This window comes from Ectopseudomonas khazarica (assembly GCF_017915135.1).
Taxonomy (GTDB): domain Bacteria; phylum Pseudomonadota; class Gammaproteobacteria; order Pseudomonadales; family Pseudomonadaceae; genus Aquipseudomonas; species Aquipseudomonas khazarica.
Genome location: NZ_CP068551.1, coordinates 2,143,290 through 2,159,026, shown reverse-complemented (window position 1 = coordinate 2,159,026; position 15,737 = coordinate 2,143,290). Strand labels below are relative to the sequence as shown.

The window sequence follows — 15,737 nt, the reverse complement described above, 5'->3', positions numbered from 1 at the left end:
CTCAGGCCTGGATCAGTTCACGAACGTCGATGAAACGACCGGTCACCGCCGCAGCGGCAGCCATGGCCGGGCTCACCAGGTGGGTACGACCACCCGCGCCCTGGCGGCCTTCGAAGTTGCGGTTGGAGGTGGACGCGCAATGCTCGCCACTGCCCAGCTTGTCCGGGTTCATCGCCAGGCACATGGAGCAGCCCGGCTCACGCCATTCGAAACCGGCCTCGATGAAGATCTTGTCCAGCCCCTCGGCCTCGGCCTGCGCCTTGACCAGGCCGGAGCCCGGCACCACCAGCGCCTGCTTGACGGTCGCCGCGACCTTGCGCCCCTTGGCCACCTCGGCGGCGGCACGCAGGTCTTCGATGCGCGAGTTGGTGCAGGAGCCGATGAACACGCGGTCGAGCTGGATCGCGGTGATCGGCTGGTTAGCAGCCAGGCCCATGTACTTCAGCGCCCGGGTGATCGAGTCCTTCTTCACCGGGTCGGCCTCGACAGCCGGGTCCGGCACGTTCTGGTCGACGGCCAGGACCATTTCCGGCGAGGTGCCCCAGCTGACCTGCGGCTTGATCTCGGAGGCGGCAAGCTCGACCACGGTGTCGAACACCGCATCGGCGTCGGAGACCAGGTTCTGCCACTGCGCCACGGCCTTGTCCCAGTCGCTGCCCTTGGGCGCGAACGGGCGATCCTTGACGTAGGCGATGGTCTTCTCGTCCACCGCCACCAGGCCGACACGGGCACCGGCCTCGATGGACATGTTGCAGATGGTCATGCGGCCTTCCAGCGACAGGTCGCGGATGGCGCTGCCGGCGAATTCCAGGGCATGGCCATTGCCACCGGCGGTGCCGATCTTGCCGATCACGGCCAGCACGATGTCCTTGGCAGTGACGCCGAACGGCAGCTTGCCCTCGACGCGCACCTGCATGTTCTTCATCTTCTTGGCCACCAGGCACTGGGTGGCGAGCACGTGCTCGACCTCGGAGGTGCCGATACCATGCGCCAGCGCACCGAAGGCGCCATGGGTGGAGGTGTGCGAGTCGCCGCAGACCACGGTCATGCCCGGCAGGGTGGCGCCCTGCTCCGGACCGACCACGTGGACGATGCCCTGGCGCACGTCGTTCATCTTGAACTCGAGGATGCCGAAGTCATCGCAGTTCTCGTCCAGGGTCTGTACCTGGATGCGCGACACTTCGTCGGCGATGGCGTCGAGGCCGCCCTGGCGCTCGGCCCGGGTGGTCGGCACGTTGTGATCCGGGGTGGCGATGTTGGCGTCGATGCGCCACGGCTTGCGCCCGGCCAGACGCAGCCCCTCGAAAGCCTGCGGCGACGTCACTTCGTGAAGGATGTGACGATCGATGTAGATCAGCGAGGAACCGTCATCGCGACGTTTCACTTCGTGCATTTCCCAGAGCTTGTCGTAGAGCGTCTTGCCGGCCATCAGCGTTACCTCATCAGCGTGTTTCTATGCCAGGGCGAAAAGGCCCTTTGGCTTATGGGGTGAAATGCTATGATCGCGGCACGAATAACTCAAATTCATATTTTTCATCCAGGAGATTCCCCAAAGGAATCCACCCACACCGCAAGCTGCAAGCGACAAGCCGCAAACAATGCCGCGCGACTCGACCTGCCGCTTGCAGCCTGCCGCTAGGAGCTGCCGTTATGGATCTGGCCAACCTCAACGCCTTCATCGCCATCGCCGAAACCGGCAGCTTTTCCGAAGCCGGCGAGCGCCTGCACCTGACCCAGCCTGCGGTCAGCAAGCGCATTGCCGGGCTGGAACAACAGCTGGGCGTGCGCCTGTTCGATCGCCTGGGCCGCGAGATCGGCCTGACCCAGGCCGGTCGCGCCCTGCTGCCACGCGCGTACCAGATCCTCAATGTGCTGGACGACACCCGCCGCGCCCTGACCAACCTGTCGGGCGAAGTCAGCGGTCGCCTGACCCTGGCCACCAGTCACCACATCGGCCTGCACCGCCTCCCTGCCCTGCTGCGCGCCTTTACCCGCGCGCACCCGCAGGTCGCGCTGGACATCCAGTTCCTCGACTCGGAAGTGGCCTATGAAGAAGTGCTGCATGGCCGCGCCGAGCTGGCGGTGATCACCCTCGCCCCGGAAACCCGCGAACCCATCCGCGCCGTGGCCGTCTGGGACGACCCGCTCGACTTCGTCGCCGCGCCCGAGCACCCGCTGGCACGCAGCCAGGCCGTCAGCCTGGCGGACGTCGCGCAGCACCCTGCCGTATTCCCCGGCGGCAACACCTTCACCCACCACATCGTCCAGCGCCTGTTCGAAGCGCAGGGGCTGACGCCCAACATCGCCATGAGCACCAACTACCTGGAAACCATCAAGATGATGGTCTCCATCGGCCTGGCCTGGAGCGTGCTGCCGCGCACCATGCTCGACGACCAGGTCGCTCGCCTGCCGCTGCCCGGCATCCAGCTCACGCGGCAGCTGGGCTACATCCTGCACACCGAGCGCACGCTGTCGAACGCGGCCAGGGCCTTCATGGCGCTGCTCGACAGTCAGCGCGACGACCTTGCGTAGGCGGCCAACCTGCGACTAACGTGGCGATAGACCACTACGCAGGAAGCCAAATGCCTTCGACGCCCGCCATGCTTCTCACGCGCACCAGAGGAGGGTTCGGCCATGGCCAGATCGACTGACCAGACACCGCCCCTGCCGCACATTCCGGCGATGGACCCCGTCGAATTCGAGCAGGCCTGGCAGGATGCGCAACGCTTGCTGGCCGCGCTGAACGGCGCCCACCTCGGCACCTGGTACTGGGACATCCGCAGCGGCCAGGTGAACTGGTCGCGTGGCGCACAGGCCCTGTTCGGCCTGGACCCCAACCGCCCGGTCACCCGCGAGCTGCGCTACATCGAGCTGATCCCCGAGGAGGAGCGCGCCGAGGTCCTGGCGACCTTCCACAACATCCTCAAGGGCGAGCCGATCAGCAAGGCCCTGCGCCACCGCATACGCTGGCCCGATGGCAGCCTGCACTGGCTGGAGATCACCGGCAGCCTGCAACACGAGGCCGATGGCCGCCCGCGCATGTTCGGCGTGATCCGCGACATCAGCGCCCAGCAGGAACGCGCGGAAGCGCTGCGCGCCTCGGAAGAACGCTTCGCCAGCCTGTTCCGCCTGAGTCCCGACATCATGATGCTGGTGCGCTACGACGACAGCGAGATCGTCGAGGTCAACCAGCACTTCACCCAGGCCTTTGGCTGGGGCGCGAGCGAGGTGCTCGGCCGCCCCACCGCCGACCTGGATATCTGGGTGCATAACGCACAGCGCGACCACCTGCGCCAGCAGGCGCCTGTCAGCCAGGACCCCGTGATCCAGGAAGTGCAGCTGCGTACCCGCAGCGGCGAGATCCTCGACGGCATCCTCTCGAGCCAGTACATCGAACTGCAGGGCGAGCGCCTGATGCTCTGCACCTTCCTCGACACCAGCGAACGCAAGCGCGCGGAGAACGCCCTGCGCGCCAGCGAGGAAAAATTCGCCAAGGCCTTCATGCACACGCCGGACGCGGTCGCCATCACCGAGCGCGCGACCGGTCGCTTCATCGAGGTCAATCGCAGCTTCGAGCAGCAGTTCGGCTGGAGCAGCGCCGAGGCGGTGGGCCGTACCTCGCTGGAGCTGGGTGTCTGGGCCGACCCCGATGACCGCCTGCGGATGCTCGAAGCGCTCGAGGCCGGCAGCCTGAACAACCTGGAGGTGCGCCTGTTCAGCCGCGACGGCAGCGTCAGCATCAACCTGCTGTTCGGCGGCGTCATCGAACTGGACAGCGTCGAATGCCTGGTGCTCACCGTGCGCAACATCACCAGGCAGCGCGCCCAGGAGCAGGCGCTGCAGGAGAGCAAGCAGCGCCTGAAACTGGCGCTGGAGTCCGCCGATCTGGGCACCTGGGACTGGCACATCCCCAGCAGCCGGCTGTTCGCCAGCGCCAGGGCCGCGGAGCTGCAGGGCTTGTCGGCGACACCCTTCGAAGGCGCCTTCCTGGACTTCTTCCGCCAGGTACCGATGGCCGACCGACACAGCCTGCGGCAGAGCTACCAGCAACTGGTCGAGGAACGCCGCAACCACTACCAGGTCACCTACCGGGTGCAACTGAAAGATGGCGGCCTGCGTTTTCTCGAGAGCACGGCCAAGCTGCAGCTCGACGAGCAAGGGCAGCCGCTGCGCATGGTCGGCACACTGGTGGACATCAGCGAGCGGGTCGTGCACGAGCAGCGCGTCAGGGCCTCGGAGGAGAAGTTCGCCAAGGCCTTCCACTCCAGCCCGGACGCCATCACCATCACCGAGCGCGACAGCGGCCGCTACATCGAGGTCAACGAGGGCTTCTCGCGCATCACCGGCTACCAGAACGCGGAAGTGATCGGCCGCACCTCGCACGACCTGAACATCTGGGCCTATCCCGATGAACGCGCGCGGATGATCGAGCACCTGACCCAGCATGGCCATGTCCTGCACATGGAAATGCATGGCCGCCACCGCGACGGCGAAGTGCGCCTGGTCGACGTGTCCGTGCAGACCATCGAACTCAACGGCGTGACCTGCCTGCTGCTAACCGCCCGCGACATCAGCGAGCTCAAGCAGGCCCAGGCACAGGTCCAGCACCTGGCGTATCACGACGCGCTGACCAACCTGCCCAATCGCGCCCTGCTGATGGATCGCCTGACCCAGCAGATTTCCCTGCTCAAGCGCCACGATCTGCGCGGCGCCCTGCTGTTTCTCGACCTCGATCACTTCAAGCACATCAACGACTCGCTCGGCCACCCGGTGGGCGACGCCGTGCTGCGCCTGGTCACTGCGCGCCTGGAAGCCAGCGTGCGCCTGGAAGACACCGTGGCGCGGCTCGGCGGCGACGAGTTCGTGGTACTGCTCTCGGGCCTGGAAGGGAAACGCTCCGAGGTGACCCGCCAGGTACGCCAGGTCGCGGAAAAGCTGCGGCAACTGCTGGCAGAGCCGATGCTGCTGGACGGCCATCGCCTGCAGGTGACCCCGAGCATCGGCGTCGCCCTGATTCCCGACCACGGCAACACCCCGGCGGACCTGCTCAAGCGCGCCGACATCGCCCTCTACCGCGCCAAGGACTCCGGGCGCAACGCCATCCAGCTGTTTCGCTCCACCATGCAGGAAGCCGCCAGCGCCCGCCTGCGCCTGGAGAACGATCTGCGCCTGGCCCTGGCGCGCGGGGAGTTCGAGCTGCACTTCCAGCCCCAGGTCGACGCCCGCGACGGCAAGGTGGTCGGCGCCGAGGCCCTGCTGCGCTGGCAGCACCCGCAGCTGGGCCCGCAGTCACCGGCGCAGTTCATCCAGGTTCTGGAAGAGAGCGGTCTGATCATCGAGGTCGGCAGCTGGGTCCTCGCCGAGGCCTGCCACTTCTGCTCCCAGCTGCTGGTCGGCGGACTGATCGACAGCGAGCGCTTCAGCCTGTGCGTCAACATCAGCCCGCGCCAGTTCCGCCAGCACGAGTTCGTCGAGCGGGTCGCCAAGAGCCTGAAGGACAGCCGGCTGCCGAACGCCATGCTCAAGCTGGAGGTGACCGAGGGCATCGTCATCCAGAACATCGACGATACCGTGGGCAAGATGCTGCGGCTGAAGAAGCACGGCGTCAGCTTCGCCATGGACGACTTCGGCACCGGCTACAGCTCGCTGACCTACCTCAAGCGCCTGCCGGTGGACATGCTGAAGATCGACCAGTCGTTCGTGCGCGACGCCACCAGCGACCCCAACGATGCCGAGATCATCCGCGCCATCATCGCCATGGCCCGCAGCCTGGACCTGGAACTGATCGCCGAGGGCGTCGAACAGCAGGAACAGCTGGACTTCCTCCAGGCCCTCGGTTGCCACCTCTATCAGGGCTACCTGTTCAGCAAGCCGCTGCCCCAGGACGCCTTTCGTCAGCTCTTGCAGGCACAGGATCGCTGACCCCCGAAACGCAGAAGGCGCCCAGTGGGCGCCTTCCTTTCGCAGCATGAACGGGGATCAGCTTTCCAGTGCCGGGCGCTGGCTGCCGATCGGGATGCGCTTGGCCTTGGCCTCTTCCGGCACGATGCGCTCCAGCTCGACGTTGAGCAGGCCGTTGACCAGGCTGGCGCCCTTGACCTCGATATGGTCGGCCAGGCGGAACGACAGCTTGAATGCGCGCTGGGCGATGCCCTGGTGCAGGTAGCTGACGCTTTCCGCGCTGCGATCACGCTTGTTGCCGACCACGGTCAGCACGCCACGCTCGACCTGCAGTTCCAGGTCGTCCTCCTCGAAACCGGCAGCCGCGACCACGATGCGGTAGTGGTCCTCGCCGTGCTTCTCGACGTTGTAGGGAGGGTAGGAGCTGCCAGCGTCGTTGCTACGCAGGGCAGATTCGAAAAGATCGTTGAAACGGTCGAAACCGACGGACTGGCGGAACAGGGGGGCCAGGGACAGTACGTTGCTCATGAGTATTCTCCTGATGATTCAGCAAGTGTCATAGCGCGGGACCCGACTTCGGCATCCCGCAGTCACTTATCTGAGGCCACCCGGAAAAATTTCAAGGCTTTCCCTGTCAAGCCCTGTTCGCATCCACTGCTGCAGCCCCGAGCAGGCGATCGATGCGCTCGCAGTCCTGCTCGCGGCGGACCTCGGCGAACAGCGCGACGGCCTCGGGGTAGGTGCGGGTCAGCATCGCCAGCCACTGCTTCAGGCGCCCCGGCGCGTAACGCGGTGCCAGCTTGCGCCGGGCCTGCTGCCAGAAATCCAGCAGCAGCGGCTGCAGTTCGGCCCAGCCCATTTCCTGCGGTTCCTCACCAGCCCTGAGCGCCGCGATCTGCCGCGCCAGGCCCGGCCGCGATACCAGCCCACGACCCAGCATGATGTCGTCCACCCCACTGATCTCACGGCAGCGCCGCCAGTCATCCAGGGTCCACACCTCGCCGTTGGCGAACACCGGAACGCCGACCACCTCCTGCACCCGCGCCACCCACTCCCAGTGCGCCGGCGGCTTGTAGCCCTCGACCTTGGTCCGCGCATGCACCACGATCTGGCTCGCCCCGCCTTCGGCCAGCGCCCGCGCGCAATCGAGCGCCCCTTCCTTGCCCTCGAACCCCAGGCGCATCTTGGCCGTGACCGGAATCTCGGCCGGCACCGTACGCCGCACCTCACGGACGATGGCATGCAGCAGCTCCGGCTCCTTGAGCAGCACCGCCCCACCCCGCGACTTGTTCACGGTCTTGGCCGGGCAACCGAAGTTGAGATCGATCACCGGCGCGCCCAGGGTGCAGGCGAATGCCGCGTTATCGGCCAGGCACTGAGGATCGGAGCCGAGAAACTGCACGCGCATCGGCGTACCGGCCCGGGTGCGTGCGCCGCCGAACAGCTCGGGGGCCAGCTTGTGGTAGGTGGCGGCGGGCAGCAGCCGCTCGCTGACGCGAATGAACTCGGTGACGCACCAGTCGATGCCGCCGATGCGGGTCAGTACGTCGCGCAGGATCTCGTCGACCAGCCCCTCCATGGGTGCCAGGGCGATTTGCATGAGGTTGTCCGGGGAAAATGGGGCGCACAGTTTAAGGGGTCGCGCGCCGTGCGCAAGATGGGCGACACTGATCGCATGGATAGCCACAGGAGCTGCCGCCATGCGTCATACCGCACTCGTTCTGCTCGGCCTGCTGTGCCTGGGGGCCCATGCCAGCGACACCCTGCCACGCGGCGTCGAACATCGCCCCCCGGCCCCTGCCGTCGGTGCGCCGGCCCGCCTGATCTTCAGTCGCGACAACAACGCTCCGAACGCCTGCAATGTGGAGCTGTACATCAATCAGCAAGTGGTGGCAAAGCTCGGCCCGGACGAGCGCACCAGCCTGGACCTGCCCAGCGGCGAGCTGAGCATCGCCGTGGCCATGTCACCCGATGGCTACTGCGGCGGCCGTGGCCCCGGAGCGGCCCAGTCGATAGTGCTGGGCCCGGGTGAAACCCGGCATTTCGCCATCGTGGTGAAAGCTGAGCAGGTGTTTCTCGCCCCGCTGTTCAACTGAGGGCGAGTCACAGCTCCAGCGGATAAGGCTGCAACAGCGCCTGGCCATAGCCCTCGACGAACTCCACCGGCATGCGCTTGGGGCGGCCACTGGACAGCTCGATGCAGACGAAGGTGGTCTTGGCCCGCAGCAGCGTCGTACCGTCCTCGGGACGCAGCAGCTGGAAACGCCGATCCATCTTCAGGCGCTGATCGGATTCGACGATCCAGGTCGCCATCTGCAGACGCTGCCCCTCATAGGCGCTGGCCAGGTAGTCGATCTCGTGTCTGACGACCGCCATGGCGCGGTCCAGGCGCCGGTACTCCACCAGGTCCAGCCCGAGGAACTGCGAGTGGCGCCAGGCACAGCGCTCCAGCCAACTGACGTACACCGCGTTGTTGGCATGTCCGAGCCCATCGATATCGTCAGCCGTGACATCGATATCGATCAGAAAGGGGCTGGGCAGGTCCCAGGTCATGGTCTTGTCTCCAGGCTTGCCGCAGAGGCTGCGGACGGGGATTGATGCCGAGCGCCGGCTCGCACGCCTGGCGACGCCATCAGCCGCGACTCGACGCCCGCATGATACGCCGCAACGCCGATCCGTGCAGGGCCGAGCTTTCATCGCGTCATCTCAAAGCGCCATAATGCCGCGCAAGTGCCCGAGAGCCGAGAACGAGCAATTGACTGCCGCCCTGCGCCTACTGATGCTTCTGCTGCTGCCAGCCCTGTCCTGGGCGGGCAGCCTGCCGCTGCCGATCGGCCAGGCGCAGGTCCTGCCCGGCCCCTACATGCAGTACTGGAAGGACCCGAGCGGCAGCGCCGACTTCACCGACGTGCGCAACCTGCCCGACTCGGCCTGGCAGGAGGTCGGCCGGCGCGACGCCAGCTTCGGTTACGGCGGCAGCGCCTACTGGCTGCGCCTGGACGTTCACAACCCCCACCCGCGCTCGCTCGGCTGGGTGCTGCTGGTCGGCAACCCCCTGCTCGATCAGCTGGATGCCTACGGCCTGGACGGCAAGCGTATCTACCGTGCCGGCGACCAGCGCCCGTTCGACTGGCGCTGGGTCGAGCATCGCCAACTGCTGCTGCCGCTGCAGGTCGGCCCCGGCGAACAGCGCCGCATCTGGCTGCGCATGCAGACTGCGGGCTCGGCCAACCTCAGCGCCAGCCTGATGACCCGCGACGCCTTCGACCACCAGGAACAGCGCAGCCTGCTGCTGCAGGGCCTGTTCTTCGGCGCACTGATCGCGATGTTCATCTACAACCTGAGCATCTTCGGCATCACCCGTGATCGCAACTACCTCTGGTACAGCCTGTTCGTCGCCAGTTTCGGCTTCTACCAGTTCATCCAGCTGGGCTTCGCACTGCAGTGGCTCTGGCCCAATGCCCTGACCTGGCACCAGCTGAGCTTTCCATTCGCCTCCGCGCTGGCGACGCTGTTCGGCATCCAGTTCACCTACGGTGTGCTGGAGCTGGACAAGGCGCCAAAGGCCTATCGCCGGACGACCAGCCTCCTCAAGGCCTGCACCTGGCTGGTCCTGGGCATGGCCCTGTTCGGCCCCTACACCCCGGCCCTGATGGGCAGCTTCGTCATAGTGGCCGCCTGCGCGATAGCGGCCTTCGTGATCACCCTGCTGCGCTGGCGTGCCGGCTTTGCCGCGGCGCGCCTGTTCGCCCTGGGCTGGTTCGTGCTGATCAGCGCCAGCCTCGCCAGCATTCTGACCGGCACCGGCCTGCTGCCCTACTCCTTGCTCACCCTGCACATCCAGCAGATCGGCGGCCTGATCGAGATGACGGTATTCTCCGTCGCCCTCGCCGCACGCATTCGCCAGGCCCAGGAGGCCGAGCGCGCAGCCCAGGCCAGGCTGATCGACCAGGAACGTCGCCTGCGCAGCGAGCAGGCCAAGCACCTTGAGCTGCAGACGAAGATCAGCGAGAGCCTGGATCAGCACGTGCAGGAGCGCACCGCCACCCTGCAGGACACCCTGCAGCAGCTCTCCAGGGCCAACCTGCGCCTGGCCGAACAGAATCGCCGCGACGGCCTCACCGGCCTGTTCAATCGCCAGACCCTGAACGAAGAACTGGTGCGCGCCTACGCCCGCGCCGAGCGCAGCCGGCAATCGATCGCCGTGTTGATGCTGGATCTGGATCACTTCAAGCAGGTCAATGACCGTTATGGCCATCTCGCCGGCGATGCCTGCCTGCGTCATGCAGCCGAGCGTTTCCAGCAGCGCCTGCGCAGCAGCGACCTGCTGGCCCGTTTCGGCGGCGAGGAGTTCGTCGCCCTGCTCGACAACACCGACCTGACGGGCGCCCTGGACCTGGCCGAGCAGTTGCGCGAGGACCTGGCCCAGCACCCCTGCCCCTACCAGCAGCAGGACATCCCGCTGAGCCTGAGCATCGGCCTCTACGCGGGCGTGCCCAGCGAACCGGGCTGCGCCGAACACTGGCTGGACCTGGCCGACCGCGCGCTGTATCGCGCCAAGGCAGCCGGGCGCAATCGCGTGGTCAGCTACGACGCCACGGCCTTCAGCGACGCCTGACGCACCTCGCCGAGCAGGTCGAGCACGGCCCGCACGATCGCCGGATCCCCCAGCAGCCGCTGGTGCCCACCCGCCGGCAAGCGCAGCAACTGACTGTCGAACCAGGCCTGGTGGATCAACTCGGCCTCGCTGACCGGCACCACTGCATCGTCCTCGGCGTGCACGACCAGCCCCGGAACGTTCAGCTGATAGCGCTGCACGTCGAGGTGCGCAGCGGGAATGCCTGCATGGGTTTCCACCTGACGCACGAAATGCGCACGAGCCGCCGCAGGCAGACCCATGAAATGGGCGAAGCCTCGCAGCACCCCGAGAATCCGGCTCGGCGCCGCGATGCTGACCAGCGCGTCGGTGCGCAGGCCCATCTGGATGGCCAGCAGCGCGCTGGCCCCGCCCATCGAATGGCCGATGATCGCCTGCAACGGCGGCAGCTCGCTGGCCGCCTCGAGCAAGGCGCGGGCAAACAGCACGACATTCGCCTCACGCCCCGGTGAGCGCCCATGGGCGGGCGCATCCAGCGCCACGACACCATAGCCGGCATCGACCAGGCCACGGATCAGCAGCGCGAACTGGGTCGGCCGCCCCTCCCAGCCATGCATCAGCAACACCGTTGGCCCGCTACCCCAGCGCAAGGCCGAGAGACCGAAACGCAGCGTGATGCGCTCGGCGCTGTTCAGCAACGGCAGCTCCCAGTCGCGCGGCGGCAGGTTGCGCGGTGTCATGAAACGTTCGCGCAGTCGGCTGGCGAGCAGTTGCGGGGCCACTCGCCCCAGAGCTGCATTGACGCCACGTACCCATGTCATCTGGTTCATCATCGTCTCCTCGAAAGCCGATCTCACAGCACCGCCGCTTTGGCGGCACGCAACAAGCGGTCGGACAGCTCACCGGCGCCCAATGCCCGGGCAAGCGCCAGACCACCTACCATCAGCGCCAGGTCAGCCAGCGCCGTATCCGCCTCCTCCGGCGTGGCGCTCATCTGCGCCACCATCTGCTCCACGTGCTCGACCAGGGCCAGACGGAAGCCGTCCGGCAGGCGTTCGATCTCCGCCAGCGTGCTGGGCAGCGGGCAGCGATCAGCGGGCTCGTCGCGATGCCGACGCGACAGGTAGAAGGCTGCCAGCAGCGCCCTGCGCTCCCTGCCGTCCAGGCGCTGATCGACGCCAGCCAGGCGCTCCCTGCGCACACCGAGCAACTGCCTGAACGCCTCCAGCATCAGCGCATCCTTGCTGCTGAAATGCGCATAGAAGCCACCCACCGTGAGCCCCGCCGCCGCCATCACCTCGGCAACGGCCGGGTCGCCAGGGCCGCGCTCGGCAAGGACTCGCCCAGCGGCCGCGAGAATGCGCTTGCGGGTTTCGTACTTGCGTTCGGTCATGGCTGCGGCTCCTTTATATGACGATCACAATATTACAGTCATCATCTTTTCTTGCAAGCAGCCGCGACGACCATCGGTCGTCTTCACGGCAGCGACAGGAATGAGCAGGCAAACAAAAGGTTCTTCGCGGAGTCTGGGGGAAGAGCGCGTTGACAGTCAGGGAAGTGGGTAAATTGGCAGTCGCCAAACGAACCAACCCCCACGCCCTGCTGCCACCGTGCATCCTATTGATCTTGCCCAGTTCTGGCCAGGCTACGCAGTCGTCGCCTGTCGCCCCTCTGCCGACAACATCCTGTTGATCGAACTCAAGCCTCAAGCCGACGCCATCCCCGAATGTGGGCGCTGCGGCCAAGCTTGTCCGCTGATCCACGAGCGCCGACTGCGTCGGATACGCGATCGGGATTTGTTGGATCAGCGCGTTCTGCTCCAGGTGCCTGTGCGCCGCGTTGACTGCCTGCGCTGTGGGCGGGTGACCGAGCGGATCGCCTGGCTGGAGCCGGCGTCACGTCTGACGCGGCGCTTGCAGGCCTGGCTCGAGGCTTTGCTGCAACTGCTGCCGATCAGCCACGTCAGCCGCCTCACCGGCATACACTGGCACACGCTCAAGCAACTCGACAAACGTCGGCTGGATGCCGCCGTCGGCACCTTCGAGCCGGGTGATGTGCGTTGCCTGGTGATGGACGAGTTCGCCCTGCACAAAGGCCATCGCTACGCCACGGTGATCATGGATGCCGAGCGCACGCGGGTGCTATGGGTCGGTCATGGCAACAGCCGCGAGGCGATCCGCCCATTCTTTGAGTTACTGGGCGAGCGCTGCCAACGGATCGAAGCGGTGGCGATGGACATGAACACCGCCTTCGATTTGGAGGTGAAGCGGCACTGCCCTCAAGCCGAAGTGGTGTACGACCTGTTCCATGTGGTGGCGCGCTACGGGCGTGAGGTGATCGACCGTATCCGCGTCGACCAGGCCAATCTCCTGCGCGATGACAAACCGGCACGCAAGGTGGTCAAGCAGAGCCGCTGGCTGTTGCTGCGCAATCGCGAAAACCTGAAGGACGGCCAAGCCGTGCAGTTGCAGGAGTTGCTCGCCGCCAACCAGCCATTGGCCACGGTCTACGTGCTCAAGGATGCGTTAAAAGGAAGTCTGGTACGCCCCCACTGTGCGGGAGGGTTGGCGGCGCTGGCGAAGTTGGCTGCGGCATGCTCGGGACAGCGGTCTGGCGCCGCTCCAACGCTTTGCCCGGAATCTGCGCAAATACGCCCGTGGCATCCTCGCAAGCGCCCGCTTCCCCCTGCACACCAGCGTCCTGGAAGGCGTGAACAACCGCATCAAGGTGATCAAGCGGATGGCCTATGGCTTCCGGGACTCTGACTACTTCTTCCTGAAAATCAAGGCCGCCTTCCCCGGGAAAGCGCGATGAACCAAACAAAAAGGGGCCACCTCGTGAGAGGCAGCCCCTGGGTTCCGCAAATGCGGCAAGAAAATGGCGTCCCCTAGGGGACTCGAACCCCTGTTACCGCCGTGAAAGGGCGGTGTCCTAGGCCACTAGACGAAGGGGACGAAACCTTCGAACGACAAGGCCAGCACGAGGCTGGCCTTGAGTGTGATTGGTGGAGCTAAACGGGATCGAACCGTTGACCTCTTGCATGCCATGCAAGCGCTCTCCCAGCTGAGCTATAGCCCCGAATCCTTGCGGTCGGCTCGCAACACCTGCGCGTTGCGACTGGAAAATGGCGTCCCCTAGGGGACTCGAACCCCTGTTACCGCCGTGAAAGGGCGGTGTCCTAGGCCACTAGACGAAGGGGACAAAACCTTCGAACGACAAGGCCAGCACCTGGCTGGCCTTGCGTGTGTTTGGTGGAGCTAAACGGGATCGAACCGTTGACCTCTTGCATGCCATGCAAGCGCTCTCCCAGCTGAGCTATAGCCCCGAAACCTTGCGGTCTGGCTGCAACGCCTGAGCGTTGCGGCTGGAATAAGTGGCGTCCCCTAGGGGACTCGAACCCCTGTTACCGCCGTGAAAGGGCGGTGTCCTAGGCCACTAGACGAAGGGGACGCAAGACCCTGATCGTGAATCGACTCACATCGATTCTGGCACTCCCGAAGGAGTCGAGATTGGTGGAGCTAAACGGGATCGAACCGTTGACCTCTTGCATGCCATGCAAGCGCTCTCCCAGCTGAGCTATAGCCCCATCTCGAGGACGGGGCGCATGTTAAGAGCGCCCCGATTGCCTGTCAACAACATTTTTCCTTCCGGCCCAAAGTTTTTGCCACTAGAACAACTACTTAGAGCCCACACAGGGTAAAACCGAGCGTGACAGGCGCTTTGGCGACGGCAGCAGCAGGCAGGCTCGCGCCACAACTCAGTTGATGGCCGCCAGCAGCTTCTCCCACTCCTTGGTCTCTTTCTTCGAGGTGCCACCGAGCAGCTCCAGGGCCTGGCGCAGGCGGAAGCGGGTCAGGTCCGGGCCGAGAATCTCCATGGCGTCGAGCACCGACACCGAGCTGGCCTGGCCGGTGATGGCGGCGAACATCAGCGGCATGGCATCGCGCAGCTTCAGCTCGAGGTGCTCGACCACGGCCTGGATGCAGCCGGTGATGCGCTCCTTCTCCCACTGCCGCAGCGACTCCAGCTTCCACAGGATCAGCTGCATCAGCTGGCGAACCTGGTCAGGCGACAGCTTCTTGTGCTCGAACAGCTTGGCATCGAGGTTCAGGCCACCGGAGAAGAAGAAGCCGGCCAGCGGTGCGATCTGGCTGAAGGTTTCCACCCTGCCCTGCACGTGCGGCGCGATCTTCATCAGGTACTCGGGGTTGAGCGCCCACTTCTGCACTTCGGCGGCGAAGGTTTCCACCGGCAGCTCACGCAGCCACTGGCCGTTGAGCCAGGACAGCTTCTCCAGGTCGAAGATCGGCCCACCGAGCGACACCCGGTTGATGTCGAAATGCTCGATCATCTCAGCCAGGGAGAACTTCTCGCGCTCGTCCGGCATCGACCAGCCCATGCGCCCCAGGTAGTTGAGCATGGCCTGCGGCAGGTAGCCCATGCGCTCGTAGAAGGTGATGCTGGTGGGGTTCTTGCGCTTGGACAGCTTGCTCTTGTCCGGATTGCGCAGCAGCGGCATGTAGCACAGCGCCGGCTGCTCCCAGCCGAAGTATTCGTACAGCTTGATCAGCTTGGGCGCCGACGGCAGCCACTCCTCGCCACGCAGCACGTGGGTGATGCCCATCAGGTGGTCGTCGACCACGTTGGCCAGGAAATAGGTCGGCAGGCCATCGGCCTTCATCAGCACCTGCATGTCCATGCGATCCCAGGGGATCTCGACATCGCCACGCAGCATGTCCGGCACCACGCAGACACCCTCACTGGGCACCTTCATGCGCACCACGTGCGACTCGCCGGCGGCGATGCGCGCTTGCGCCTCGGCGGGCTGCAGATGCATGCAGTGGCCGTCGTAACGCGGGGTTTCCTTGTTGGCCATCTGCTGCGTGCGCACTTCATCGAGGCGCTCGGCGGAACAGAAGCACGGGAAGGCATGGCCCTTGCTGACCAGCTCGTCGGAATATTTCTTGTAGATCTCGCCACGCTCGCTCTGCCGGTACGGGCCGTGCGGACCACCGACGTCCGGGCCCTCGTCCCACTCGATACCCAGCCAGCGCAGTGCGTCGAAGATCTGCTGCTCGGACTCGCGGGTCGAACGCAGCTGGTCGGTGTCTTCGATACGCAGGATGAACTGGCCACCGTGCTGGCGAGCGAAGCACAGGTTGAACAATGCGATGTAGGCGGTGCCGACATGGGGGTCGCCGGTCGGCGATGGCGCGATACGGGTACGAACGGTGGTCAT

The 15,737-nt window shown here is 65.6% G+C and carries 11 protein-coding genes, 6 tRNA genes and 1 pseudogene; 5 read left to right on the top strand and 13 right to left on the bottom strand.

What is annotated here, in order from left to right; translation table 11 throughout:
* Position 1: 1 nt before the first annotated feature.
* Positions 2 to 1,429, bottom strand: coding sequence for a 3-isopropylmalate dehydratase large subunit (gene leuC, locus JLK41_RS10195; RefSeq protein WP_047584379.1), 1,428 nt, complete (start codon positions 1,427 to 1,429; stop codon positions 2 to 4).
* A gap of 221 nt (positions 1,430 to 1,650) precedes the next feature.
* Between leuC and JLK41_RS10190 the strand changes: the two genes are divergently transcribed.
* Both JLK41_RS10190 and JLK41_RS10185 read left to right on the top strand, forming a co-directional pair.
* Positions 1,651 to 2,532, top strand: a complete 882-nt coding sequence (locus tag JLK41_RS10190; protein WP_037054419.1) for a LysR family transcriptional regulator — start codon at positions 1,651 to 1,653, stop codon at positions 2,530 to 2,532.
* A 102-nt stretch (positions 2,533 to 2,634) separates the two neighbouring features.
* Entirely contained in the window at positions 2,635 to 5,922 is a 3,288-nt protein-coding gene (locus tag JLK41_RS10185; RefSeq protein WP_210390943.1) for a sensor domain-containing protein, read from the top strand.
* A gap of 57 nt (positions 5,923 to 5,979) precedes the next feature.
* On the opposite strand, the gene JLK41_RS10180 is transcribed toward JLK41_RS10185, so the two are convergent.
* Positions 5,980 to 6,429, bottom strand: a complete 450-nt coding sequence (locus tag JLK41_RS10180; protein ID WP_210390942.1) for an Hsp20 family protein — start codon at positions 6,427 to 6,429, stop codon at positions 5,980 to 5,982.
* Between the two features lie 106 nt (positions 6,430 to 6,535).
* Positions 6,536 to 7,501 carry a tRNA dihydrouridine synthase gene (locus JLK41_RS10175; RefSeq protein ID WP_037054424.1) on the bottom strand — a complete coding sequence of 322 codons (966 nt, stop codon included), beginning with the start codon at positions 7,499 to 7,501 and terminating at the stop codon, positions 6,536 to 6,538.
* A gap of 100 nt (positions 7,502 to 7,601) precedes the next feature.
* Here JLK41_RS10175 and JLK41_RS10170 point away from each other — a divergent pair, with 100 nt between their 5' ends.
* Positions 7,602 to 7,997, top strand: coding sequence for a hypothetical protein (locus JLK41_RS10170; protein ID WP_150609268.1), 396 nt, complete (start codon positions 7,602 to 7,604; stop codon positions 7,995 to 7,997).
* Between the two features lie 7 nt (positions 7,998 to 8,004).
* On the opposite strand, the gene JLK41_RS10165 is transcribed toward JLK41_RS10170, so the two are convergent.
* Positions 8,005 to 8,454, bottom strand: coding sequence for an acyl-CoA thioesterase (locus JLK41_RS10165; RefSeq protein WP_037054427.1), 450 nt, complete (start codon positions 8,452 to 8,454; stop codon positions 8,005 to 8,007).
* 202 nt (positions 8,455 to 8,656) lie between these two features.
* Between JLK41_RS10165 and JLK41_RS10160 the strand changes: the two genes are divergently transcribed.
* Positions 8,657 to 10,519 (top strand): sensor domain-containing diguanylate cyclase, encoded by a 1,863-nt coding sequence (locus tag JLK41_RS10160; protein ID WP_244976493.1) that lies wholly within the window; start codon positions 8,657 to 8,659, stop codon positions 10,517 to 10,519.
* On the opposite strand, the gene JLK41_RS10155 is transcribed toward JLK41_RS10160, so the two are convergent.
* The gene (locus JLK41_RS10155) at positions 10,489 to 11,328 is read right to left on the bottom strand and encodes an alpha/beta hydrolase family protein (protein WP_210390941.1); all 840 of its coding nucleotides are present in this window, start codon (positions 11,326 to 11,328) and stop codon (positions 10,489 to 10,491) included. The genes JLK41_RS10160 and JLK41_RS10155 overlap by 31 nt on opposite strands.
* Before the next feature lie 23 nt (positions 11,329 to 11,351).
* Positions 11,352 to 11,891 carry a TetR/AcrR family transcriptional regulator gene (locus JLK41_RS10150; RefSeq protein WP_210390940.1) on the bottom strand — a complete coding sequence of 180 codons (540 nt, stop codon included), beginning with the start codon at positions 11,889 to 11,891 and terminating at the stop codon, positions 11,352 to 11,354.
* Positions 11,892 to 12,108: 217 nt separating this feature from the next.
* On the opposite strand from JLK41_RS10150, the pseudogene JLK41_RS10145 reads away from it, so the two are divergent.
* Positions 12,109 to 13,312, top strand: a pseudogene (locus JLK41_RS10145) (ISL3 family transposase).
* A 64-nt stretch (positions 13,313 to 13,376) separates the two neighbouring features.
* Here JLK41_RS10145 and JLK41_RS10140 read toward each other — a convergent pair.
* The 7 genes from JLK41_RS10140 to gltX all read right to left on the bottom strand — a co-directional run bounded on the left by JLK41_RS10140 (position 13,377) and on the right by gltX (position 15,737).
* Positions 13,377 to 13,452: transfer RNA gene (locus tag JLK41_RS10140), tRNA-Glu, on the bottom strand.
* Between the two features lie 48 nt (positions 13,453 to 13,500).
* Positions 13,501 to 13,576 (bottom strand) — tRNA-Ala (locus JLK41_RS10135).
* 47 nt (positions 13,577 to 13,623) lie between these two features.
* Positions 13,624 to 13,699: transfer RNA gene (locus tag JLK41_RS10130), tRNA-Glu, on the bottom strand.
* 48 nt (positions 13,700 to 13,747) lie between these two features.
* Positions 13,748 to 13,823 (bottom strand) — tRNA-Ala (locus tag JLK41_RS10125).
* 49 nt (positions 13,824 to 13,872) lie between these two features.
* Positions 13,873 to 13,948, bottom strand: a tRNA-Glu gene (locus JLK41_RS10120).
* A 60-nt stretch (positions 13,949 to 14,008) separates the two neighbouring features.
* Positions 14,009 to 14,084 (bottom strand) — tRNA-Ala (locus JLK41_RS10115).
* Between the two features lie 171 nt (positions 14,085 to 14,255).
* On the bottom strand, positions 14,256 to 15,737 hold the full coding sequence (gene gltX / locus JLK41_RS10110; RefSeq protein WP_210390939.1) for a glutamate--tRNA ligase: 1,482 nt from the start codon (positions 15,735 to 15,737) through the stop codon (positions 14,256 to 14,258).

Coding starts and splice junctions, on each gene's coding strand:
- JLK41_RS10165 (WP_037054427.1), bottom strand. CDS start 8,454: ATGACCTGGGACCTGCCCAGCCCCTTTCTGATCGATATCGATGTCACG.
- JLK41_RS10175 (WP_037054424.1), bottom strand. CDS start 7,501: ATGCAAATCGCCCTGGCACCCATGGAGGGGCTGGTCGACGAGATCCTG.
- JLK41_RS10155 (WP_210390941.1), bottom strand. CDS start 11,328: ATGAACCAGATGACATGGGTACGTGGCGTCAATGCAGCTCTGGGGCGA.
- JLK41_RS10170 (WP_150609268.1), top strand. CDS start 7,602: ATGCGTCATACCGCACTCGTTCTGCTCGGCCTGCTGTGCCTGGGGGCC.
- JLK41_RS10185 (WP_210390943.1), top strand. CDS start 2,635: ATGGCCAGATCGACTGACCAGACACCGCCCCTGCCGCACATTCCGGCG.
- JLK41_RS10190 (WP_037054419.1), top strand. CDS start 1,651: ATGGATCTGGCCAACCTCAACGCCTTCATCGCCATCGCCGAAACCGGC.
- leuC (WP_047584379.1), bottom strand. CDS start 1,429: ATGGCCGGCAAGACGCTCTACGACAAGCTCTGGGAAATGCACGAAGTG.
- gltX (WP_210390939.1), bottom strand. CDS start 15,737: ATGACCACCGTTCGTACCCGTATCGCGCCATCGCCGACCGGCGACCCC.
- JLK41_RS10180 (WP_210390942.1), bottom strand. CDS start 6,429: ATGAGCAACGTACTGTCCCTGGCCCCCCTGTTCCGCCAGTCCGTCGGT.
- JLK41_RS10150 (WP_210390940.1), bottom strand. CDS start 11,891: ATGACCGAACGCAAGTACGAAACCCGCAAGCGCATTCTCGCGGCCGCT.